The organism is Streptomyces sp. MCA2 (genome assembly GCF_023544705.1).
Lineage (GTDB): Bacteria > Actinomycetota > Actinomycetes > Streptomycetales > Streptomycetaceae > Streptomyces > Streptomyces decoyicus.
In genome coordinates this window covers 1-19695 of the sequence record NZ_JAMJFM010000009.1, presented here as the reverse complement: position 1 = coordinate 19695, position 19695 = coordinate 1, and the positions used below count along the sequence as shown (strand labels likewise).

Here is a 19695-nt window from a genome sequence, read left to right as displayed (position 1 = left end):
GCCCGGCGCACCCCCCACCCCCGAACCCACCCCCGCCCCCCCCGAAGGGGGAGAGGGGGGAGGGGGCGGGGGAGCAACCGGCGGGCAGCCTCGCACCACCTCCACCAGCAAACACTTCTCCCGTCACCAGCATCACTGTCAGCGCCTCGTGCGAGGATGAGGGCACCAGTGATCGCAGGCGGCAGCCAGCACGTACGACCCGACACAGCAAGCCGGGGCGGAAGGGACGGGCCGGGGTGAGCGACAACCAGAACCTCCTCGCGGAGCAGCGGCGTGCCCTGATTCTCGACGAGATCAGGCGGCGCGGCGGGGTGCGGGTCAACGAACTCACCCGCAAGCTGAACGTGTCGGACATGACGGTCCGTCGCGATCTGGACGCACTGGCCCGTCAGGGCATGGTGGAGAAGGTGCACGGCGGCGCGGTGCCGGTCAGCGAGCCGAGCGCGCACGAGCCCGGTTTCGAGGCGAAGTCGGCGCTGGAGCTGAGCGCCAAGGAGGACATCGCCAAGGCGGCGGCCGAGATGGCGGCGCCGGGCAGCGCCATCGCGCTGGCGGGCGGCACGACCGCGTTCGCGCTGGCGCAGCAGCTGCTGGACGTGCCGGATCTGACGGTCGTGACGAATTCGGTGCGGGTGGCCGATGTGTTCTACGGCGCGCAGCGGGCGGCGGCCAGCGGCGGCGCGGGCCCCCGCGCGGGCGCCGCGACCGTGGTGCTGACCGGCGGGGTGCGTACGCCTTCGGACACTCTGGTGGGCCCGGTGGCGGATGCCGCGATCCGGTCGCTGCACTTCGATGTGCTCTTCCTCGGGGTGCACGGCATATCGGTGGAGGCGGGGCTGTCGACACCGAACCTGGCGGAGGCGGAGACCAACCGGCATTTCGTGCGCTCCGCGCGCCGGGTGGTGGTGGTCGCCGACCACACCAAGTGGGGCACGGTCGGCCTGAGTTCGTTCGCGACGCTGGATCAGGTGGGGGTGCTGGTGACCGATGCCGGGCTGTCCGCCGAGGCGCGAGCGGAGTTCGCCGAGCTGCCGCCCGAGCTGGTGGTGGCGGGCGAACGGCGTGACGACGCAGACATCTGACGGGTCGCCAGCTATGGTGAGCCGCCCAGGCCCGCCGCCCGTCCCGTAGGGGGTGCTCGTCCCATGGCACGCCGACTCCGCCCCGTCGAGCTCGACTTCGTCGCCTCCGCCCCGCTGCGGCTGGTGTTCGCCGCGGAGGTCGCCGCGCCGCCGGAGGTGGTGTATCCGGCGCTGGCGGACGATGTGGGCGGCTGGTCGTGCTGGTTCACGGGCGTGGCGCGGTCGGCTTCGACGCACGACGGCACGGGCCGGGAGGTGCGGCTGACCGGCGGCACCCGCTTCACGGAGACGGTCCTGGCGGCTGAGCCCGACCTGCGCTACGCCTACCGGGTCGACACCACCAACGCCCCCGGCATGCGGGCCCTGGTGGAGGACTGGCGGCTGACCCCGTCGGGCGGCGGCACCCGGCTGCGGTGGACGTTCGCGGCCGACGGCCCGGCGCCGTTCCGCTTTCTGCTGACGCTGGCCAGGCCGGGCCTGGGCCGCGCCTTCCGGGAGTCGGCGCGGGCCCTGGACCGCAGACTCGCGAAGGCCTGAGGCAGGGCCGGGCCGCGCGGGCCGGCCCAAGGACTCAGGCCGGCCAGGAGCCGGTGGCCAGGAACTCGTCGAGGGTGCGTGCGTAGGGCGTGATGTCCAGGCCCTGGGAGGCCAGCCAGTCGTCGGAGTAGTACTTGTCGAGGTAGCGGTCGCCGGGGTCGCACAGCAGGGTGACGAGCGATCCCCGGCGGCCCTCGGCGACCATCTCCGCGACGATCTTCAAGGCGCTCCACAGACCCGTGCCGGTCGAGCCGCCCGCCTTGCGGCCGATCGCGGCCTCCAGGGCGCGTACGGCGGCGATGCTGGCCGCGTCCGGCACCTTCATCATCCGGTCTATCGCGCCGGGTACGAAGCTCGGTTCCATACGGGGCCGCCCGATGCCCTCGATGCGGGAGGCGGTGGCGCAGTCGGTCCGCGCGTCGCCGGTGAGCCAGCCGTCGAAGAAACAGGAGTTCTCCGGGTCGGGGACACAGACACGGGTGTCGTACTGCATGTAGTGGACGTAGCGGGCGATGGTCGCGGAGGTGCCGCCGGTGCCCGCGGTCGCCACGATCCAGGCGGGCTCGGGATAGCGTTCGAGCCGCAGCTGCTGGTAGATCGACTCGGCGATGTTGTTGTTGCCGCGCCAGTCGGTGGCCCGTTCCGCGTAGGTGAACTGGTCCATGTAATGGCCGCCGGACTCGGCGGCGAGCCGGGCGGAGACCTCGTAGACGGTCCGCGGGTCCTGCACCAGATGGCAGCTGCCGCCGTGGAACTCGATCAGCCGGGTCTTCTCGCGGCTGGTGGTGGCCGGCATCACCGCGATGAACGGCACCCCGATCAGCGAGGCGAAGTACGCCTCGGACACGGCCGTGGAGCCGCTGGAGGACTCGATGACGGGCTTCCCTGGGCGGATCCAGCCGTTGCACAGCCCGTAGAGGAACAGCGAGCGGGCCAGCCGGTGCTTGAGGCTTCCGGTGGGGTGTGTCGACTCGTCCTTGAGGTAGAGGTCGATGCCCCACTTCTCGGGCAGCGGGAAGCGCAGGAGGTGGGTGTCGGCGGTGCGGTTGGCATCCGCCTGGACCTTGCGGACTGCTTCTTTGAGCCAGCTTCGGTAGGCCGGATCCGTACGGTCGACATCGACGGTCGGCATCGGCGTCCCGGCCTCGCGGTCGGGCCGGCTCTGCGGCTGCTGTGCGGTGCTCACCGGCGCGCTCCTCAGGGTTCGGAAGCCCGCGCACAACGGCGGGCCGATTCCGACTATAGCCACCCGCCGCACCCTTCTCACCTGCATAAACATCGCTTTGGGATACCCCAAGGAGGTCGTGGGGCCGGACTGTTGCGCGCCGTGCACGCCCTGGGGGCACTGGTGCACGGGGCGCCGCACCGGCAGACTTCCCTCCAAGGGGCGGTGGAGGGCAGCTGCCCGTCTCACCGAGGAGGTGCCGGCATGGCGGAGGCCGAGTTCAACGCGACCGGCGTACGGATCGAGCGGTGGCTGCGGTCCTTGACCCGCGCCGGACAGGTCGTCATCAGAGACGGCAGACTGGCGCTGCTGACCAGCTACGGCACGGAGATCGACAGCGCCCCGCTGGGGGCCGTACAGGCGCATAAACCGCTGTTCGCGGCGCGGGACCGGGCACTCGCCACGCTCAACGGCCACCGCTATTCGCTCACCCTGGGCACCCCGGAGCTGTTCTTCAAGGCCCTGGAGGCGGCGCGTCCGCCGCACCCCTGACGACCCCCTCCGGACGGCGTGGTGCGGTTGCGGGAGCGCACCGGCTGCATGACCCTGGACTCGTATCACTGAGGGTTCACCAGCGGTGACGCTGTGGTGCAGTCGGCATCGCTGGATCCGATCTTCGCCCCTGCCCGGTGAGAGGGGCGCCCGGCCTCATCAGGGAGTCGCGGTCGTGATCAGGCAGCCCAGCAGGCACTGCACGGTGGAGCTCCAAGCCGTCCCGGCTCGCATCGGACATGTGCGCAGAATCGTCTCCGCGCAGCTGCGGTACTGGCGTCTCGACGCCCTGATAGACCCTGCGGCGCTCGGCGTGACCGAACTCCTCGCCAACGTGCACCGGCACGCCCGCCCCAGCAAACAGTGCACCGTGGAACTGTGCGTCCTCCTGGATCAGTTGACGGTCTCGGTGCACGACGAGGACCCCCGGCTGCCCCGGATCCGGGTCGCCGACAGCTGGGACACCTGTGGTCGCGGCCTGGCCCTGATCGCGGCGCTCAGCGAGAGCTGGGGGATGCGCCCCGACGGCAGCGGCAAGGTCGTGTGGTTCACTCTTCCGGCCCTGACCACCGCCCCCGAAGAGGTCTGTACGGTCCGTGGCTTCCGGGAGCCCCCGCCGCGTGACGACCCCGGCACGCCGGCCGGTCCGCGCCCCCGGATACGGGGCACGAGGGTGGGCTGACGAGTCGGTCTGCCGGCGAGACGGTCGACTGACGAGGCGATCGGCCGGCGAGACGGTTCGGTATGCACGCCGCCCTCAGCAACACACACGTCGCCGGACCTGACGTGTCACACCCATTCGGCATACGGGCGCATCGGGGAGTTCGGGGTCGGCGGCATGGCGATCATCGGGTACGACGAGACGAGTGGCGACTACAGGTCGCACTTCTTCCTCAAAGTCGCGTGAGGACATCCGGCCGGCTGGGCGGCCGGCTGGGCGTGGGGCTCCGCACCTGCTCCCGCAGTCGCTGCCGGCCGCCCCTCCGGGTCGTACCTCCCTCCCGTACGCACTCGCTGTGCGCCGGGCGTCCCGCCTACGGCCTTGGCCCCTCCGGTACCGGGGTGGCGTGGGGGCGCAGGAAACGGTGGAGGATCAGGCGCAGCGTGGGGAGTTGACCGGCCGGGCTGAACGAGGGCTCGGTGGCGGCGCTGGTGTAGAGGGCGGCGATGAGTGCCATGACCCAGGCCGCGGTGTCGTCCGGGTCCAGGGTGGGGTCGATCTGGCCGCTCGCGGACGCCTTCCGCAGCAGGGTGGTGATGGTGGACCGCTCCTCGTCGTTGTCACGGCTCAGCAGCGCTTCGAGTTCGGGGTCGCGGTGGGCCTGGATCATCGCCTCCATGACGAGGGCCGGGACCAGGGGCTCCGCGGCGGGGCCTGCGAGGAGGTCGACGGTGTCGAGCAGCGCGGTCCACGGGTCGTCAGCGGCACGAGCGGCGGCGAGGCGCTCGGATTTGCCGGCGACGCCGTCTTCGGGCTCGTCGTCCACGAAGACGGCATGGAAGATCGCGCGCTTGCTGCGGAAGTAGTGGAACAGGTTGCCCGCGCTCATGCCGGCGGCCTTGCAGATTTCCGCTGTGGTGGTGCGCTCGAAGCCTTGAGCGGCGAAGAGCTCGGTGGCGGCGTTGACGATGTGCCGCCGCCGGGCTCGGTGTTTGGCCGGATCGACTGTCCTCATCGATGACTCCTTCTGGTGGGCTGGGCTCTCCTCCTAATAATAGATTGAGCGCTCGGTTTATGATGCGCCACAGAGGAACGAAGGGGGAAATATGGACCTGAGTAAGAGCGTCGAGAGCAGGAGCAAGGGCGTCGAGAGGGGCCCGCGGGTGAACCACCGCACCGCGCTCGGCCGGTCGGCGTGGGGCACCGTATGCGTCTACATCGTGTGCCTACTGGTGGGGGCGGGCGCCGGCTGGCTCGTCGGCTTGCTTGCCGACTGGCTGGTCACGTTGCCTTGGGCGCCTCTACAAGGGCCAGCCCGGCTCCTTGCGTCGGCCCCCGGCCCCGTGCTGCCCGCCGCGGGTTCGGTGGTGGGCCTGGCGGTCGGATTCGTCGTGCAGCATGAGGAGTTGGCCATTCGCCTGACCGACGAGTGCGTGGTGCTCACCCGCAAGGGCCGCGACCAGACGTTCCGGCGCGACGCCATCGCCACAGCCTGCCGGGACGGCAGGCATCTGGTCCTGCTCGGCCACGACGGCGGGGAACTCGCCCGCGAGGAGTGCGAGGTGGACGGCGGCCGCCTTGCCGACGCGTTCACCGAGCACGGCTACGCGTGGGCGGCCGCCGATCCGCACAAGGGCGAGTTCCGCCGCTGGGTCCCGGACGCTCCCGAACTGCCGGACGCCGCCGACGCCTTCCTCAAGGCCCGCCAAGTGGCCCTGGAGAAGAGGGGGCCGTCCGACGATGACGTGCGAGAGCTTCGCGCGGAACTGGCCCGTCTCGGTGTCGTCGTGCGGGACGAGAAGCGACGTCAATACTGGCGGACGTCCGGGTCGTAGACCTCGACGGCGTCGACGACGCGCAGGGCGGGCGCGGCGGGCACCGTTGCGGTGGCGCCGGCGGCGGTCATGCCGCGCTCCCCTTGGAGCCGGTACCGAAGTGCTCCTCCAGTACGGAGAGCCGGCGCCAATACTCCTCCTCGTCGATCTCGCCCGCGGCGAAGCGCCGGCCGAGTACGGCGAGGGGTGAGGGTGCGTCGGTACGGGCGGAGTACTGCGGGCCGCGGATCTGCCCGCCGGGTCCGCCCCGGCCCCGGGACGTGCGGCGCAGCAGGGTCACCACGCCGACGACGACCAGCGCCCACAGGACGGGGACGAACAGGATCCAGGGGCCCGGGCCGCCGCCGGTCCAGGGTTCGGCAAGCTCGAACATCGCGATCAGCTCCTTGGTGAGTTGGGGGGATGGGTGGGGCCGGAGGAGGCCGGCCCCTGGGAAGTCCGGGTGGTTTCCGGTCTTCTTCGAGTCCTCTTCGAGCTTCGTCCTGTGGCGGCCGCGGGTCGTCGTACCGCCAGCGGCTCTGTCCGTACGCCGCCGGAAGTACCCGGCGGGCGCACGTCTGCTCCAGCGGCCCGGGCACGCCCTGCGCCGGACCGCTCTTGATCTCTGTAACTACTGGTATGTACAGTGCGATCATGAGCACTCAGGAACGGCTCGGCACGCAGGAACCACCCGGCGCCGACGACGCACTCGGCACACGGGACCGCCTGGTGCGGAGTACCCAGGAGCTTCTGTGGGAGCGCGGATACGTCGGCACCAGCCCCAAGGCGATCCTGGAACGTGCGGGCGTCGGCCAGGGCAGCATGTACCACCATTTCGCCGGCAAGTCCGCGCTCGCGCTGGCGGCGATCCGGCGCACCGCCGAGGGCATGAAGGCGGTCGCCGAGGAGTGTCTGAGCGCCCCCGGTACGGCGTACGAGCGGGTCGCGGGCTATCTGCTGCGCGAGCGGCAGGTGCTGCGCGGCTGTCCGGTCGGCCGGATGACGCAGGACCGCGACGTGGTGCGCAGCCCCGAGCTGCGGCAGCCGCTGGACGAGATGTTCGGCTGGCTCCAGGGGCGGATCACCGAGGTCCTGGACGAGGGGCGGCGCCGTGGCGAACTGGCCGCCGAGCTGGACCTGACGGCCGTCGCGGCGACCGTCGCGGCCGTCGTCCAGGGCGGTTATGTGCTGGCCCGCGCGGCCGATGACACCGCCCCCTTCGACGCGGCCGTACGGGGCGTGCTGTCCCTGCTCGCCGCGCAGGTCACGCCCACTACGGGCACCACCGGCTGAGCGCCCCTCCCCCGCACCCGTACGGAGCCCCTCATGCACGCCATGCAGTACGCGATCACTTTGCCCGCCGACTACGACATGCAGATCATCCGGCACCGGGTGAAGTCCAGAGGCCACCTCCTGGACGGCTTCGCCGGGCTGGGCCTCAAGGCGTACGGAATCCGGGAGCGCGGGGTCGACGGCTCACCGGTCAACCAGTACGCGCCGTTCTATCTCTGGGCCGATCCGGAGGCCATGAACCGCTTCCTCCTCGGTGACGGATTCCGCGGTGTGGTCCGCGACTTCGGCCGGCCGGTCGTCCAGCACTGGAAGGGGCTGTTCCACCGGCCGGGACCGGCAGCCGGCACCCTCCCCCGCACGTTCACCCGGCGGACCGAGACCCTCGCCGAGGACGCCGATCCGGCCACCGTGCTCGCGCATGCGGTGGCCGGACACGAGGAGTTGGCCACGACGGACGGGGTGCACACCACCGCGCTGGGCTTCGATCCACGACTGTGGGAACTCGTCCACTTCACCCTCTGGGCGCACGCCGCCCCCGAGTCCGCGGGCGCCCGCCACCAGGTGCTGCATCTGTCCGCACCGGGCACCGGCGGGCTGGGCGCGGGGCGGCAGTGGTGAGCCCGACTCCCTCGGGCGGTCCCGCGGCTCCCGCCATCCGTACGGTCCTCGGCGACATCTCCCCCGCCGACCTCGGCATCTGCGATGCGCACGACCATCTGTTCCTGCGCAGCCCCCAGTTGCCGGGCCAGGAGCTGGACGACGCCGGGGCCGCGGCCGCCGAGCTGAGCGCCTTTCGCGCGGCGGGCGGCGCGGCGGTGATCCAGTGGACGCCGTACGGCATGGGCCGGGGTGCCGACGAACTCCCGCGGCTGGCAAGGGAGTCGGGGGTGCGAATCGTGGCCGCCACCGGGCTGCACCAGGCGGCCCACTACACCCCTGAGGTGCTGGCGCGGGTCCGCCCGGATCTGGCCGGGCTGTTCGTCTCCGAGCTGACCGAAGGGATCGGCGGCTCCGGCGTCCGGGCCGGGATGATCAAAGTTGCCGGCGGCTTCCACGGTCTGGACCGGCACGCCCGGCACACCATGGCCGCGGCCGCCGAGGCCCAGCGGGCGACCGGTGCCGTCATCGGGGTCCATCTGGAGCTGGGCACCGGCGCGCTGGACGTGCTCGATCTGCTCTGCGGCGAGTGGGGGGTACCGCCGGACCGGGTGATCCTCGGTCATCTCAACCGCTCGCCGGATCTCGTGGTGCACCGGAAGGCGGCCGGAGCCGGCGCGTACCTCGCCTTCGACGGCCCCTCACGGGCCCATCATGCGACCGACTGGCGGCTGCCCGATGCGCTGGCCGCGCTCGCCGACGCGGGCCACGGCGAGCGGATCCTGCTGGGCGGCGACACCACGACGGCCGGCGCCAGGTCGGTCAACGGCGGTCCCGGCATGCCCTATCTGCTGCGCCGGCACCGGGAACGCCTCGAACTCGCCCTGGGAGCCGACCTGGTGACCCGGTTCCTGACGGCCAACCCGGCGCGCGCCTTCGCCTCCGACTGGCCGCGGGCCCCGTACACGGACCGAGGACCGGGCCGGGCACCTACAGCGTGACGGAGATCCCCACATGCGGCCGCTTGCCCCCGCGCACCAGCGCGCCGACCCCGTCCATCAGCCGGAACCGCAGCCCGTATTTGCCCGCCATCGCCTTGCGCACCCGCCCCAGCCCGGCGGCACCTTCCAGGAGCCGGCCGGTGCCCTCGACGGTCTGGGCGCCCTCGGCGATCCGGCCGCGGACATCGCACGGCGTGACGGTCACCCGCCCGTCGTGGCGCAGCCGCTTCACCTTCCAGCTGTCGTCCCGCGTCCACACCAGGAGTTCCGCCCCGTCGGCCACCGCCCATACGGGGGTGGCCACCGGGGTGCCGTTCCTGCGGTACGTGACCAGGCTGACGTACGGGCTGCGGGCCACCGCTTCGGGAATCATGGCCGCAGCTTAGGGCGTGTCCGTGGTGGGCGGGGAAGCGGTGGTTCCGGAGGCGGAAGGGCCCGGGGAGCACGGCTCACCGACCGCAGTGGTCAGCCGGGGCTTGCCCTGAGGAGGCCGGGCGTGGAGGGCAACGTCCGTAGGGGTCCGGAGTGGGCCCGCGTGGTTCGGGGCTCGCCCGGCGCAGCGCATCAGGGGGTGGCGGGCGTGGGCCACGGCTGCTCGCCGTGGACGGCACGGCGAGGCGGCTCCCGGCCGCAGAGGGGGCCGGGAGCCGCCGACGGTCCGGGACAGGAAAAGCAGACCTTCGCATACCTTGAGTCAAGCTCCAGGAAATGAGCCGAAGAAACCTTGCCGGCCGGACGGTGCGGGCTTCGCGCCGCGTTCTACCCTGCTGCCGGGGGCTTGGCCGCCGCAAGAGCCGGCCTGCTGGGCACGTAGCCTTCAGCGCCGGGGTGAACGTCCCGGTAAATGGTGCGGGAAATGGTCTCTATCGTTTCTATCCCGTAATCCCACCCCTCGTTCGCGGGGTGCCCTTCGGGAACTCTGTTGTTCTCGGTGAGTACGACCAGACCGGAGTCGTAGCCGTTCTCCGTGAGGACCGCCATGCTGTTCACCTTCCAGTCCCCTCTGTCGAAGGAATCGACGTCAGGGTTCTGGCTGCGCTGTAGCCAGCCGTTCTTCACATGGATCACGGAGTCGAGCGGAGCGCCGGCCGTGGCCCCCCACCGCTGGGTGCTCTGCACCTGGTTCATGAGCTCGAGCGCGTAAGAACGCGCCTTGCTCCCCAGTACCGAATCGTCGTCACCCGAGAAGATGCGCAGCAGCTTTTCCTGGTCGCCCGCGGTGACCTGGGTGAGGCCCCAGGACCCTTCCTTGTCCAGGACGGTGTTGTCCATCCCGGCCTTGTCGAGAAATTCCTGGATTTGGACGGGGTTCGGCTTAGCGGGATCCTTCAGGTCGGACAACTGCTTCCACAGCGTGGTCGCGGAGGCATTGTCGGAAGCGGTGATCATCTTCCGCGCGAGGGCGTCTTCCGCCTCGGTGAGGGTGCCGCCCTTCTGATACAGCAAGGCCCCGAGAATTATCGTCTTCACCACGCTGGCCGAGTCGTACTTCTTGGCAGCGTCGGAGGTGCATGTGGTCCCGGTGGGCCGGTCGTAGAAGGAGAGCGAGGCCATGCTCTTCCGGCCTGCCAGCGCCTGGGATATATCGCTCGACAGCTTCTCGGCCAGCGCTTGGTCCTTGGACGTGCAGTGCACCGTCGGGGCGACTGCCCGTGTGCTCTGCGGTGCCGCGACGGAGGGTGTGGCCGCTGCAAAGGTTCCGGCAACCGCTCCAGCCCCTATGGCCGCCGCGGTGAAGGTGGAAGCCCATCTCATTTCTGATCACTGCCTTTTCAAGGTGCCTGAACAATTGGCGTGCGGGCTGCGGTGGTCGACGCTGTTACTGGTAGGCGGGCAGGGCACACGGGAGTGCTGCCGGACGCCTGATGCCCTATCAGCTCCGGTGACCGGCAGACGGTGCACCGCCGCCGCACGCAGCACAGCGTCATCGGCGGCCGAAATCGCTCCCCACGGCTCCCTGTTGGGAACGTGCAGAGCGAGGGCAGGGCGAACGCATCCCTCTCGCGCCCGGACCGGCCGACAGCGCCGCTGTACCGCATGGGTGCCGCAAGGCGCCCGACTGCCGGGGTGTGCAGGGGCGCCGAGCGGGGCGTTCTACGCGGACGTCAGCCGCTTGAACCACGTGACCGGGCTGGGTGATCCCGGAGTACGTCCATGTCGGTGCAGCGCCATACTGCCGGGACCATGTGACATGACGTCATTCACTTCATGACGAAGCGATGACAGTGAGCCTGCGATGGGAGAACAGTGCTGTAACAGCGTCCCGAGCTGGGGTTCTGCCCGGTGATCCGCCCGGTGCTGGAGCCCCGTTCCGGGGTCTCGCCGACCGTCCCGGCTCCCGCCGCTCCCCCGTCCCCGGGCACGGCGGGCCGCCGTCCGTCACCGGTCCAGCACGACCAGCGGATCGTCCAGCACCGGCTGCCAGGCCAGCTCCGCCGCGCCGACCAGGCTGTTGTGGTCGAGGCCGCACGGCAGGATCGGCACCCCGCCGCTGCGGCCCCACAGACTACGGTCGGCGACCACCGCGCGCAGCCGTTCCGGATCGGCCTCCAGGAGGGAGCGGTGCAGACCGCCGAGGACGATGCGGTCGGGGTTGAGGATGTTGACGAGACCGGCGAGGCCGAGCCCGAGGCGGTCGATGAGGAGATCGGCAGCGGCACGGATGCCCGGATCGGTGTACTCGTCGCGCAGCAGATCGGCGGACTGCTGGAGCAGGGAGACCTCGGGGCCCGGTGCGCGGCCCGCGGCGGTGAGGAAGGCGAGCGGGTCCGCCTCGACGTCCAGGCAGCCGCGGCTGCCGCAGTGGCAGGGCGCCCCCTCGGGCTTGACCGTCAGATGACCGACCTCCAGCGCCAGGCCCGAACTGCCGCTGTGCAGACGGCCGTCGAGCACCAGCGCCCCGCCGACACCCCGGTGGCCGGACGCCACACAGAGCAGATCGCGGGCGCCCCGGCCGGCGCCGTGCCGGTGTTCGGCGAGCGCCATGAGGTTCACGTCGTTGCCGGTGAAGCCGATCTTCTCGGTGACTCCCGGGATGCCGGCCTCGGCCAGCGAGCGCAGGAAGAGTGCGCGTACGGGAGCGCCCGAAGGCCAGGCGAGGTGGAGCGGGTTGAGGGCCTCGCCGTCCGGTTCGGCGACCGCGGAGGGCACCGCGAGGCCGGCGCCGAGGCAGCGCCGTCCGGTCTCGCGCAGCAGCTCCGCGCCGGCTTCGACGGCATCGGCGAGGACATGCGCCGGGTCGGCGGGGATGGTGCCACTGCCGGTCGAGGTCGCCACGATGCGGCCCCCGAGGCCGACCAGCGCGACACGGAACCCGTCGGCGTGGATCTGCGCGGCGAGCACGACCGGTCCGCGCTCGGCGACGGACAGCCGGTGGGAGGGCCGCCCCTGGGAGCCGGCCGAGGCGGTCGGCCGGGAGTCGACGGTGATCAGGCCGAGTGCTTCGAGCTCGGCTGCCACCGCACCCGCGGTCGCGCGGGTCACGCCGAGTTCGGAGGTCAGGACGGCACGGGTGGGCGCGCGTCCGGTGTGTACGAGCTCCAGTGCGGGTCCGAGGGCGCCACGGCCCCGCTCCAGCCTGGTTGTCCGAGTCTGGGTCACACCCCTATTCTGGCTTTGTGCCGACGCTAAACAAAATACGGATGGCCCTCACGAGCGACCGGCAGGTCCCCGCCCCCGCCGGTCCGCACCTCGTCCGCCTCCGTATCGCCCTCACCGCATTCTTCGCCATGGACGGCTTCCTCTTCGCCGGGTGGGTCGTCCGCATCCCCGCGATCAAGGCGCAGACCGGTGCCGGCGCGGGCGCGCTCGGGCTTGCTCTGCTCGGCGTGTCGGCCGGCGCGGTCGCCTTCATGATGATCACCGGACGGCTGTGCCGGCGGTTCGGCAGCGCGGCCGTGACGACCGCCTCCGCCGCCGCCATGGCGCTGAGCATCGTGCTGCCGCCGCTGACCCACTCGGCGACCGCGCTGGGGCTGGTCCTGATGGTCTTCGGCGCCGCGTACGGCTCGCTCAACGTCGCGATGAACAGCGCCGCCGTCGACCTCATCAGCGCACTGCGGCGCCCCGTGATGCCGTCCTTCCACGCCGCCTTCAGCCTCGGCGGCATGCTCGGCGCGGGGCTCGGCGGACTGATCGCCGGCAGCCTGTCCCCCACCGCCCATCTGCTGCTGCTCGCCGCGATCGGACTGCTGGTGACGGCCGTGGCGGGGCGCGCGCTGCGCGCACACCGGGCGCCGGCCGTGCCCGAGCAACTGCCGGCGGCGGAGGAGACCCGTCCGCGGGGCGCGGGCCGTGGCCGGCGCCTGGTGCTGGTCTTCGGGCTGATCGCGCTGTGCACCGCGTACGGCGAGGGGGCCATGGCCGACTGGGGCGCGCTGCACCTCTCCCAGGACCTGGCCGCCGGGCCCGGTACGGCCGCCGCCGGATATGCGGTGTTCGCGCTGGCGATGACCATCGGACGGCTGACCGGGACCACGGTCGTACAGCGCTTCGGCGCGGCGCGGGCGCTGATCGCGGGCGGTACGACGGCGACCGCCGGCCTGCTGCTCGGCGCGCTGGCCCCCACCGCCTGGACGGCCTGCGCCGGCTTCGCCGTGGCCGGCCTGGGGCTTGCCAACATCTTCCCCATCGCCATCGCCAGGGCCGGCGAGACCGGCGGCCCGGACGGGGTCGCCGTGGCCTCCACGGTCGGCTACGGCGGCATGCTGCTCGGACCGCCCGCCATCGGTTTCCTCGCCGAGGCGGCCGGCCTGCCCGTCGCGCTGACCACCCTCGCCCTGCTCGCCGCCGTCGCGGCGGGCATCGCCTACGCCACCCGCGGGGCACACCACACCGGGCACCCCTGAGGCGCCACCGGGCCCCTGAGGCGCCGACGCACCCCCGCGCACGCACACCCCCTGGGGGCGTGCGCGGAGGCACGCTCGTGCGCGGACGCCGCCCGGACCCGCGAGGGTCCGTTGTCAGTACCGGCTGGCACACTCTTGACCATGGAGATCACTGAGTTCGTCGAAACGCTGCGACTGGACGGCAGCCTGCTCGCCGACGCCGCCGAGGAGGCGGGTCCGGATGCCCGCATTCCGGCCTGTCCCGAGTGGCAGATGCGGGATCTGGTCACGCACATCGGCCAGGTCCACCGCTGGGCGACGGAGTTCGTGACACAGGGTGTGCAGCAGCCCAGCCGTCCCCCCGAGGCCCCGGCCCTGGCCGACGACGAACTCGTGGCCTGGCTGCGCGAAGGCCATCACCACCTCGTCCTGGCGCTGGATTCCGCCCCGCAGGACCTGTCCGCCTGGACGTTCCTGCCCGCCCCGTCCCCGCTGGCGTTCTGGGCCCGCCGCCAGGCGCACGAAACGTCGGTGCACCGCGTGGACGCCCAGCAGGCGCTCGGCGCCTCCCTCACCCCCCTCCCGTCCGCCTTCGCCGCCGACGGGATCGATGAACTCCTCACGGGCTTCCACTCCCGCGACCGCAGCCGGATCCGTACGGACGTCCCCCGGACGCTGCGGCTGCGTGCGACGAACACGCCCGGCGCCGAGTGGACCGTGTCGCTCTCCGACGCCCCGCCGCGGACGGTGCGTCATCACGGCGCCGGCGGACCTGAGGACGGCAAGCCCGCGGACTGCACGATCGAGGGCCCGGCCGAGGAGCTGTACCTCGCGCTGTGGAACCGTCTGCCGTGGGACGCGATGACGATCACCGGTGATGAGACGCTGTCCCAGCTGTGGCGGGAGCGCGCCGGCGTCTGAGCAGGCGAGTCGGGTGCGCGGCATGGTGCACGGGACGGGAGTCCTGGAAGAGTGGCGGTATGTCAGGCACTCGTACCCGGGCCGAGCGTGACGCCGTTACCGTCGAGATCATGTTTGCGCTGGTCAGCGGCGCATTCGTGGGCGCCCTCGGTTTCGGGGTGCTGAGCAGCACGATCCTGTGGGCCGCGCTGCCGGACGCGTGGAGCGGACCATGGCTCGCGGTGAGCGGCGCCGTGGGCGGCGTGTTGTGCGGTGTCCGGGTGGTGCGGGTGCTGCGACGCATGCCCCGCCGGCCGGCTGCCGGCCCGTCCGTCCAGGACGTGGTCCGGATTCAGCCCAGCCAGCCGGGCCGTACCAACCCCGACTCATAGGCGAGCACGACCAGTTGGGCGCGGTCACGGGCACCCAGTTTGACCATCGTGCGGCTGACGTGGGTCTTGGCGGTGAGCGGGCTGACGACCAGACGGCGGGCGATCTCCTCGTTGGACAGGCCGAGGCCGACCAGCGCCATCACCTCACGCTCCCGCTCGGTCAGTCCGGACAGGGCATCCGCCGCGGCCGGCTCCTTGGAGCGGGCCGCGAACTCCGCGATGAGACGGCGGGTGACACCTGGCGAGAGCAGGGCGTCGCCGGCCACGACGGCGCGCACCGCCCGTAGCAACTCCTCCGGTTCGGTGTCCTTGACCAGGAAGCCGGAGGCCCCGGAGCGGATCGCCTCGAAGACGTACTCGTCCAGTTCGAAGGTGGTCAGCATGACAACCTTGACGTCCGGCAGCCGCGGGTCCTCGGTGATCTTGCGGGTGGCGACCAGGCCGTCCACCACCGGCATCCGGATGTCCATCAGCACGATGTCCGGGCGGTGTTCGCGGACCGCGGCCAGGGCCTGCTGCCCGTCCGCGGCCTCGGCGACCACCTCGATATCCGGCTGGGCGTCCAGCAGCACCTTGAAACCGGCCCGGACCAGCAGCTGGTCGTCGGCGAGCAGTACCCGGATCACGACTCCTCCTCGGTGGCGGTCGGGGTCACCGTATCGGCATCCGCGGCCCGCTCCTGGGGCCCGGCCAGCGGGATACGGGCCCGGACCCGGAAGCCGCCGTCCGGGCGCGGACCGGCCGCCACGCTGCCGCCGAGTGCGGCGGCCCGCTCCCGCATCCCGACCAGACCGTTGCCACCGCCCGCCGCCCCGTCCGTGACGGAGGTCGCCGGGCCGTCGTCGTCGACCCGGATCTCCAGTGCCTCGGGGGCGTGGTGGAGCAGCACCCGGGCGGTGCGCGAGCCGGAGTGCCGGACGATGTTGGTGAGCGCTTCCTGGACGATGCGGAAGGCGGCGAGGTCGGTGCCGGGCGGCAGGGCGGCCCGGGTGCCCTCGGTGGTGACCTCCACGGCGAGGCCGGCGCTCCTTGCCTGCTCGGTGAGTTCGGGCAGCCGGTCCAGTCCGGGAGCCGGGGAGCGCGGGGCGTTGCCGGGTGCGCGCAGGGTGTCGAGGACCTGGCGGACCTCGCCGAGCGCTTCCTTGCTCGCGTCCTTGATGGTGGTCAGCGCGGTCCGGGCCTGCTCCGGGTCGCTGTCGAGCAGCGCCAGGCCCACGCCCGCCTGGACGTTGATGACGGAGATGCTGTGGGCGAGGACGTCGTGCAGCTCGCGGGCGATCCGCAGCCGCTCCTCGTCCGCCCGGCGGCGTTGCGCGGCGGCCCGCTCGGCCCGTGCCTTCGCCAGCTGCTCGCGGCGCACCCGCACCAGCTCGGAGAGGGCCACCACGGCCACCGCCCAGGCGGTGACGAAGAACTCCTGCTCCCAGGGGGCGGGCCCGTCGTGCGCAGGCGGCAGCCAGGGGTAGAGCCAGTGGGCGACCAGGAGGTGGGAGACCCACACACCGCCCAGCGCGCACCAGGCGACCGTGCGGTGCCCGGCGACGATCGCCCCGAAGGCGCCGAGGGCCAGGGTGAGGAAGACCGGTCCGAACGGGTAGCCGGCCGCCAGGTAGACGGCGGTGGCCACGGCGGTGCCGAGGGCGACGGCGCGCGGGTAGCGGTGCCGGAAGAGCAGCAGGGCCGTGCCGGCGAAAAGCAGCGCGCGGGCGACGGAGTCCACCGGGACGCGCTCCGGCTGCTTGTGCCCGGCGAAGCCCGACCCGGCCGTGACGATCACCACCGCGGCGAGCGTCGAGAGCCAGGGCAGCCGGGTGCCGGGCCATCCCCGCGGTTCCTCCGGCGAGGCCGACAGCCACCGCTCCCACACCGGGCCGAGGCCGCGCCGCGCCCACGGCGGCCGTGCGTTCTCCATGCCGTCACGCTAGACCGCGGCGGAGCCCGGCGGCGTCAGCCCTGCGCGGTGATCCGCCGTACTCCCCCGGGAGTACGGGCCGGTACGGCGCACGGCTCGCGGGCCGCCGCGCCAGGGACGCCCGTAGGCAGGCACCCCTGGCAGCTCACCCACCGGACGGCATCCGCCTCAGCCCCGGTCCATCGCCTCCAGCGCCCGTCGCGCCATCCCATGGGTGCGGACGATCTCGGCCAGCGTCGTCGTCCCGCGGGTGATCTTCGCAAAGGCCTGCCAGGCGGGACGGAAGCCGGTGATCGCGGCGTGCAGCAGGCCGGGACGGCGGGAGAAGACCTTGAGCATCTGGCGCCCCACGCCCATCTCCACGCCGAGACCCGCCTTGATGGCGAAGGCGTAATTGAGGGCCTGGCGGCGGGCGTCCACGGCGTCATGGGCCTCGGCGACCCGTACCGCCCACTCCCCCGCGAGCCGCCCGGACCGCAGCGCGAAGGAGATGCCCTCCCGCGTCCACGGCTCCAGCAGTCCGGCCGCGTCGCCGCACACCAGCACCCGGCCGCGGGACAGCGGGGAGTCATCGGCGCGGCAGCGCGTCAGATGCCCGGACGAGATGCTCGGCTCGAAGCCGGCCAGGCCCAGCCGGCCGATGAAGTCGTCCAGATAGCGCTTGGTCGCCGCGCCTTCGCCGCGCGCGGAGATGACGCCGACGGTGAGGGTGTCGCCCTTGGGGAAGACCCAGCCGTAGCTGCCGGGGATCGGGCCCCAGTCGATGAGCACCCGGCCCGCCCAGTCCTCGGCGACCGGCGCCGGTACCGGAATCTCCGCCTCCAGGCCCAGGTCGACCTGGTCGAGCTTGACCCCGACATGGGCTCCTATCCGGCCCGCGCTGCCGTCCGCGCCGACCACGGCGCGCGCCAGCACCACCTCGCCGTCGCCCAGCACCACCGCGACGGTCCGCCGGTCGGGCACCTCGGCGCCGTGCTGCTCCACCCGCGAGACCGTGACGCCCGTACGGACCGTCGCGCCCGCGTCCTTGGCCGACTCGACCAGCCGGGCGTCGAAGTCGGGCCGGTTGATCAGCCCGAACAGCATGTTCTTGGAGCGGCGGGTGCGGGTCAGCTTGCCGTTCAGCGAGAACGTCACCGCATGGATCCGGTCGCGCAGCGGGAGGTCGAAGCCGGGTGGCAGCGAATCCCGAGAGGGGCCGATGATGCCGCCGCCACAGGTCTTGTAGCGCGGGAGTTGCGCCTTCTCCAGGAGCAGCACCCGGCGTCCTGTACAGGCCGCGGCATGCGCGGCCGAGGCGCCCCCGGGCCCGGCGCCCACCACCACGACGTCCCACACCTGCTGGTTGTCCTCGGCTGCCCGCTCGCTGCTCACCTGTGCTTCTGCTCCCATTCGATGCTGGCTGCGCGTACCGCCCGCATCCTACGGGCCGCTGTTGCTCAAGAGGCCTGTGGGAAGATCGGGGGCACTGATGCCCGTACGTCCGGCCTGTCCGGCTCACGAGGCCGGACCGCCCGTACGCACAACGTCGCGCCCACAAGGAGCGTTCCATGTCTGACAGCCCGCTCGCACGTACCGTCGCCGCGCTTCAGCCCCGCGCCAGGACCGAGCTGGCCGAGCTGGTGGCCTTCAAGTCGGTGGCGGATCCTGCCCAGTTCCCCAAGAGCGAGTGCGAGGCGGCCGCCCACTGGATCGTCGAGGCGCTGCGGGCGGACGGCTTCCAGGACGTGGCGCTGCTGGACACCCCGGACGGCACCCAGTCCGTGTACGGCTTCCTGCCCGGCCCGGCCGGCGCTCCCACGGTCCTGCTGTACGCCCACTACGACGTACAGCCGCCGCTGGACGAGACCGCCTGGGTCTCCCCGCCGTTCGAGCTGACCGAGCGCGACGGCCGCTGGTACGGCCGCGGTGCCGCGGACTGCAAGGGCGGCCTGATCATGCATCTCACGGCGCTGCGCGCGCTCAAGGAGCACGGCGGCATCCCGGTCAACGTCAAGGTGATCGTGGAGGGTTCGGAGGAGCAGGGCACCGGCGGTCTGGAGCGCTACGCCGAGGCCCACCCCGAGCTGCTGGCCGCCGATGCCATCGTCATCGGCGACACCGGCAACTTCCGGGTCGGACTGCCCACGGTGACCGCGACGCTGCGCGGAATGACGCTCGTACGGGTCCAGGTCGACACCCTGGAGGGCAATCTGCACTCCGGCCAGTTCGGCGGGGCGGCCCCCGACGCGCTGGCGGCGCTGATCCGGATCCTGGACTCGCTGCGCGCCGAGGACGGTTCGACCACGGTGAACGGGCTGGCCGCGGACGCCTCCTGGGAGGGCTTGCAGTACCCGGAGGAGGACTTCCGCAAGGACGCCAAGGTCCTCGACGGTGTCGGGCTGGTGGGCAACGGTTCGGTCGCGGACCGGATCTGGGCGCGTCCGGCCGTCACGGTCCTCGGCATCGACTGCCCGCCCGTGGTCGGCGCCACCCCGTCCGTACAGGCCGGCGCCCGTGCGCTGGTGAGCCTGCGGGTGCCGCCGGGCACCGACGCGGCCGAGGCGACGAAGCTGCTGGCCGCGCATCTGGAGAGCGCCGCCCCGTGGGGTGCGCGGGTCGCGGTCGAGCAGGTCGGCCAGGGCCAGCCGTTCCGCGCGGACACCACCAGCCCGGCGTACGCCTCGATGGCGGCGGCGCTGCGCGAGGCCTACGACGGCGAGGAGATGCAGACCTCCGGCATGGGCGGCTCGATCCCGCTGTGCAACACACTGGCCGAGCTCTACCCGGACGCCGAGATCCTCCTGATCGGCCTGAGCGAGCCGGAGGCCCAGATCCACGCGGTCAACGAGAGCGTTTCGCCAGAGGAACTGGAGCGGCTGTCGCTGGCAGAGGCGATTTTCCTGCGGAGCTATGGGGGTTGATCCCACGTTTTTGGCTTTCCCGCCGTGGTGGTGTCTCGCCGTTGCTCCCCCACTGCCTAA

The 19695-nt window shown here is 72.1% G+C and carries 21 protein-coding genes; 12 read left to right on the top strand and 9 right to left on the bottom strand.

Translation table 11 applies throughout. The annotated features are described in order from the left end of the window. Nucleotides 1-236: 236 nt before the first annotated feature. A complete protein-coding gene (locus M8I34_RS09390) occupies nucleotides 237-1082 on the top strand; it encodes a DeoR/GlpR family DNA-binding transcription regulator (protein WP_250048807.1) in 846 nt (281 codons plus the stop codon). 63 nt (nucleotides 1083-1145) lie between these two features. Then, the gene (locus tag M8I34_RS09385; RefSeq protein ID WP_250048806.1) at nucleotides 1146-1619 is read left to right on the top strand and encodes an SRPBCC family protein; all 474 of its coding nucleotides are present in this window, start codon (nucleotides 1146-1148) and stop codon (nucleotides 1617-1619) included. Nucleotides 1620-1653: 34 nt separating this feature from the next. Here M8I34_RS09385 and M8I34_RS09380 read toward each other — a convergent pair whose 3' ends face one another. Then, nucleotides 1654-2751: a PLP-dependent cysteine synthase family protein gene (locus M8I34_RS09380; RefSeq protein WP_250049112.1), complete on the bottom strand. Its 1098-nt coding sequence runs from the start codon at nucleotides 2749-2751 to the stop codon at nucleotides 1654-1656. A 297-nt stretch (nucleotides 2752-3048) separates the two neighbouring features. Here M8I34_RS09380 and M8I34_RS09375 point away from each other — a divergent pair, with 297 nt between their 5' ends. Both M8I34_RS09375 and M8I34_RS09370 read left to right on the top strand, forming a co-directional pair. Beyond that, nucleotides 3049-3336: a hypothetical protein gene (locus tag M8I34_RS09375; protein ID WP_244416101.1), complete on the top strand. Its 288-nt coding sequence runs from the start codon at nucleotides 3049-3051 to the stop codon at nucleotides 3334-3336. Nucleotides 3337-3511: 175 nt separating this feature from the next. Further along, nucleotides 3512-4018 carry an anti-sigma regulatory factor gene (locus tag M8I34_RS09370; RefSeq protein ID WP_250048805.1) on the top strand — a complete coding sequence of 169 codons (507 nt, stop codon included), beginning with the start codon at nucleotides 3512-3514 and terminating at the stop codon, nucleotides 4016-4018. A gap of 352 nt (nucleotides 4019-4370) precedes the next feature. Here M8I34_RS09370 and M8I34_RS09365 read toward each other — a convergent pair whose 3' ends face one another. After that, on the bottom strand, nucleotides 4371-5012 hold the full coding sequence (locus tag M8I34_RS09365; RefSeq protein WP_250048803.1) for a TetR/AcrR family transcriptional regulator: 642 nt from the start codon (nucleotides 5010-5012) through the stop codon (nucleotides 4371-4373). Between the two features lie 91 nt (nucleotides 5013-5103). Here M8I34_RS09365 and M8I34_RS09360 point away from each other — a divergent pair, with 91 nt between their 5' ends. Then, nucleotides 5104-5832, top strand: coding sequence for a hypothetical protein (locus M8I34_RS09360; RefSeq protein WP_250048800.1), 729 nt, complete (start codon nucleotides 5104-5106; stop codon nucleotides 5830-5832). 67 nt (nucleotides 5833-5899) lie between these two features. Here the strand turns inward: M8I34_RS09360 and M8I34_RS09355 are convergent, their stop codons facing one another. After that, the gene (locus M8I34_RS09355; protein WP_250048799.1) at nucleotides 5900-6205 is read right to left on the bottom strand and encodes an SHOCT domain-containing protein; all 306 of its coding nucleotides are present in this window, start codon (nucleotides 6203-6205) and stop codon (nucleotides 5900-5902) included. A 260-nt stretch (nucleotides 6206-6465) separates the two neighbouring features. Here M8I34_RS09355 and M8I34_RS09350 point away from each other — a divergent pair, with 260 nt between their 5' ends. Genes M8I34_RS09350 through M8I34_RS09340 form a run of 3 tightly spaced genes read left to right on the top strand, consistent with a single transcriptional unit; the run spans nucleotide 6466 to nucleotide 8702 of the window. After that, on the top strand, nucleotides 6466-7104 hold the full coding sequence (locus M8I34_RS09350) for a TetR/AcrR family transcriptional regulator (protein ID WP_250048797.1): 639 nt from the start codon (nucleotides 6466-6468) through the stop codon (nucleotides 7102-7104). A gap of 33 nt (nucleotides 7105-7137) precedes the next feature. Continuing rightward, entirely contained in the window at nucleotides 7138-7722 is a 585-nt protein-coding gene (locus tag M8I34_RS09345) for a DUF4865 family protein (RefSeq protein ID WP_250048795.1), read from the top strand. Further along, the gene (locus M8I34_RS09340; RefSeq protein ID WP_250048793.1) at nucleotides 7719-8702 is read left to right on the top strand and encodes a phosphotriesterase; all 984 of its coding nucleotides are present in this window, start codon (nucleotides 7719-7721) and stop codon (nucleotides 8700-8702) included. Before M8I34_RS09345 ends, M8I34_RS09340 begins: the two co-directional genes overlap by 4 nt. Here the strand turns inward: M8I34_RS09340 and M8I34_RS09335 are convergent. The 3 genes from M8I34_RS09335 to M8I34_RS09325 form a co-directional block, all read right to left on the bottom strand. Beyond that, nucleotides 8692-9075, bottom strand: a complete 384-nt coding sequence (locus M8I34_RS09335; RefSeq protein ID WP_250048791.1) for a PPOX class F420-dependent oxidoreductase — start codon at nucleotides 9073-9075, stop codon at nucleotides 8692-8694. The two genes, M8I34_RS09340 and M8I34_RS09335, sit on opposite strands and share 11 nt — an antisense overlap. 386 nt (nucleotides 9076-9461) lie before the next feature. After that, nucleotides 9462-10457, bottom strand: a complete 996-nt coding sequence (locus M8I34_RS09330; protein WP_250048790.1) for a serine hydrolase — start codon at nucleotides 10455-10457, stop codon at nucleotides 9462-9464. 624 nt (nucleotides 10458-11081) lie between these two features. After that, entirely contained in the window at nucleotides 11082-12302 is a 1221-nt protein-coding gene (locus tag M8I34_RS09325; protein WP_250048789.1) for an ROK family protein, read from the bottom strand. A gap of 17 nt (nucleotides 12303-12319) precedes the next feature. On the opposite strand from M8I34_RS09325, the gene M8I34_RS09320 reads away from it, so the two are divergent. The 3 genes from M8I34_RS09320 (at nucleotide 12320) to M8I34_RS09310 (ending at nucleotide 14820) form a co-directional block, all read left to right on the top strand. Then, nucleotides 12320-13549 (top strand): MFS transporter, encoded by a 1230-nt coding sequence (locus tag M8I34_RS09320; RefSeq protein ID WP_374210881.1) that lies wholly within the window; start codon nucleotides 12320-12322, stop codon nucleotides 13547-13549. Nucleotides 13550-13690: 141 nt separating this feature from the next. After that, nucleotides 13691-14449 carry a maleylpyruvate isomerase family mycothiol-dependent enzyme gene (locus M8I34_RS09315; RefSeq protein ID WP_250048786.1) on the top strand — a complete coding sequence of 253 codons (759 nt, stop codon included), beginning with the start codon at nucleotides 13691-13693 and terminating at the stop codon, nucleotides 14447-14449. 59 nt (nucleotides 14450-14508) lie between these two features. Continuing rightward, complete coding sequence (locus M8I34_RS09310; protein ID WP_250048784.1) at nucleotides 14509-14820, top strand: DUF6332 family protein; 312 nt, start codon at nucleotides 14509-14511, stop codon at nucleotides 14818-14820. On the opposite strand, the gene M8I34_RS09305 is transcribed toward M8I34_RS09310, so the two are convergent. From M8I34_RS09305 to M8I34_RS09295, 3 genes are all read right to left on the bottom strand, one after another. Beyond that, the gene (locus M8I34_RS09305) at nucleotides 14781-15446 is read right to left on the bottom strand and encodes a response regulator transcription factor (RefSeq protein WP_250048777.1); all 666 of its coding nucleotides are present in this window, start codon (nucleotides 15444-15446) and stop codon (nucleotides 14781-14783) included. The two genes, M8I34_RS09310 and M8I34_RS09305, sit on opposite strands and share 40 nt — an antisense overlap. Then, on the bottom strand, nucleotides 15443-16732 hold the full coding sequence (locus M8I34_RS09300) for a sensor histidine kinase (protein WP_250048776.1): 1290 nt from the start codon (nucleotides 16730-16732) through the stop codon (nucleotides 15443-15445). Before M8I34_RS09300 ends, M8I34_RS09305 begins: the two co-directional genes overlap by 4 nt. A 168-nt stretch (nucleotides 16733-16900) precedes the next feature. Then, nucleotides 16901-18124: a geranylgeranyl reductase family protein gene (locus M8I34_RS09295; RefSeq protein ID WP_244416085.1), complete on the bottom strand. Its 1224-nt coding sequence runs from the start codon at nucleotides 18122-18124 to the stop codon at nucleotides 16901-16903. A gap of 158 nt (nucleotides 18125-18282) precedes the next feature. On the opposite strand from M8I34_RS09295, the gene M8I34_RS09290 reads away from it, so the two are divergent. Then, on the top strand, nucleotides 18283-19635 hold the full coding sequence (locus tag M8I34_RS09290) for a dipeptidase (RefSeq protein ID WP_250048774.1): 1353 nt from the start codon (nucleotides 18283-18285) through the stop codon (nucleotides 19633-19635). The last annotated feature ends 60 nt before the right edge of the window (nucleotides 19636-19695 follow it).

Excerpts from the sequence above, each read along its gene's own strand:
- M8I34_RS09385 (WP_250048806.1), top strand. The coding sequence starts at position 1,146 with ATGGCACGCCGACTCCGCCCCGTCGAGCTCGACTTCGTCGCCTCCGCC.
- M8I34_RS09380 (WP_250049112.1), bottom strand. The coding sequence starts at position 2,751 with ATGCCGACCGTCGATGTCGACCGTACGGATCCGGCCTACCGAAGCTGG.
- M8I34_RS09375 (WP_244416101.1), top strand. The coding sequence starts at position 3,049 with ATGGCGGAGGCCGAGTTCAACGCGACCGGCGTACGGATCGAGCGGTGG.
- M8I34_RS09365 (WP_250048803.1), bottom strand. The coding sequence starts at position 5,012 with ATGAGGACAGTCGATCCGGCCAAACACCGAGCCCGGCGGCGGCACATC.
- M8I34_RS09360 (WP_250048800.1), top strand. The coding sequence starts at position 5,104 with ATGGACCTGAGTAAGAGCGTCGAGAGCAGGAGCAAGGGCGTCGAGAGG.
- M8I34_RS09355 (WP_250048799.1), bottom strand. The coding sequence starts at position 6,205 with ATGTTCGAGCTTGCCGAACCCTGGACCGGCGGCGGCCCGGGCCCCTGG.
- M8I34_RS09350 (WP_250048797.1), top strand. The coding sequence starts at position 6,466 with ATGAGCACTCAGGAACGGCTCGGCACGCAGGAACCACCCGGCGCCGAC.
- M8I34_RS09345 (WP_250048795.1), top strand. The coding sequence starts at position 7,138 with ATGCACGCCATGCAGTACGCGATCACTTTGCCCGCCGACTACGACATG.
- M8I34_RS09335 (WP_250048791.1), bottom strand. The coding sequence starts at position 9,075 with ATGATTCCCGAAGCGGTGGCCCGCAGCCCGTACGTCAGCCTGGTCACG.
- M8I34_RS09330 (WP_250048790.1), bottom strand. The coding sequence starts at position 10,457 with ATGAGATGGGCTTCCACCTTCACCGCGGCGGCCATAGGGGCTGGAGCG.
- M8I34_RS09315 (WP_250048786.1), top strand. The coding sequence starts at position 13,691 with ATGGAGATCACTGAGTTCGTCGAAACGCTGCGACTGGACGGCAGCCTG.
- M8I34_RS09310 (WP_250048784.1), top strand. The coding sequence starts at position 14,509 with ATGTCAGGCACTCGTACCCGGGCCGAGCGTGACGCCGTTACCGTCGAG.
- M8I34_RS09300 (WP_250048776.1), bottom strand. The coding sequence starts at position 16,732 with ATGGAGAACGCACGGCCGCCGTGGGCGCGGCGCGGCCTCGGCCCGGTG.
- M8I34_RS09295 (WP_244416085.1), bottom strand. The coding sequence starts at position 18,124 with ATGGGAGCAGAAGCACAGGTGAGCAGCGAGCGGGCAGCCGAGGACAAC.
- M8I34_RS09290 (WP_250048774.1), top strand. The coding sequence starts at position 18,283 with ATGTCTGACAGCCCGCTCGCACGTACCGTCGCCGCGCTTCAGCCCCGC.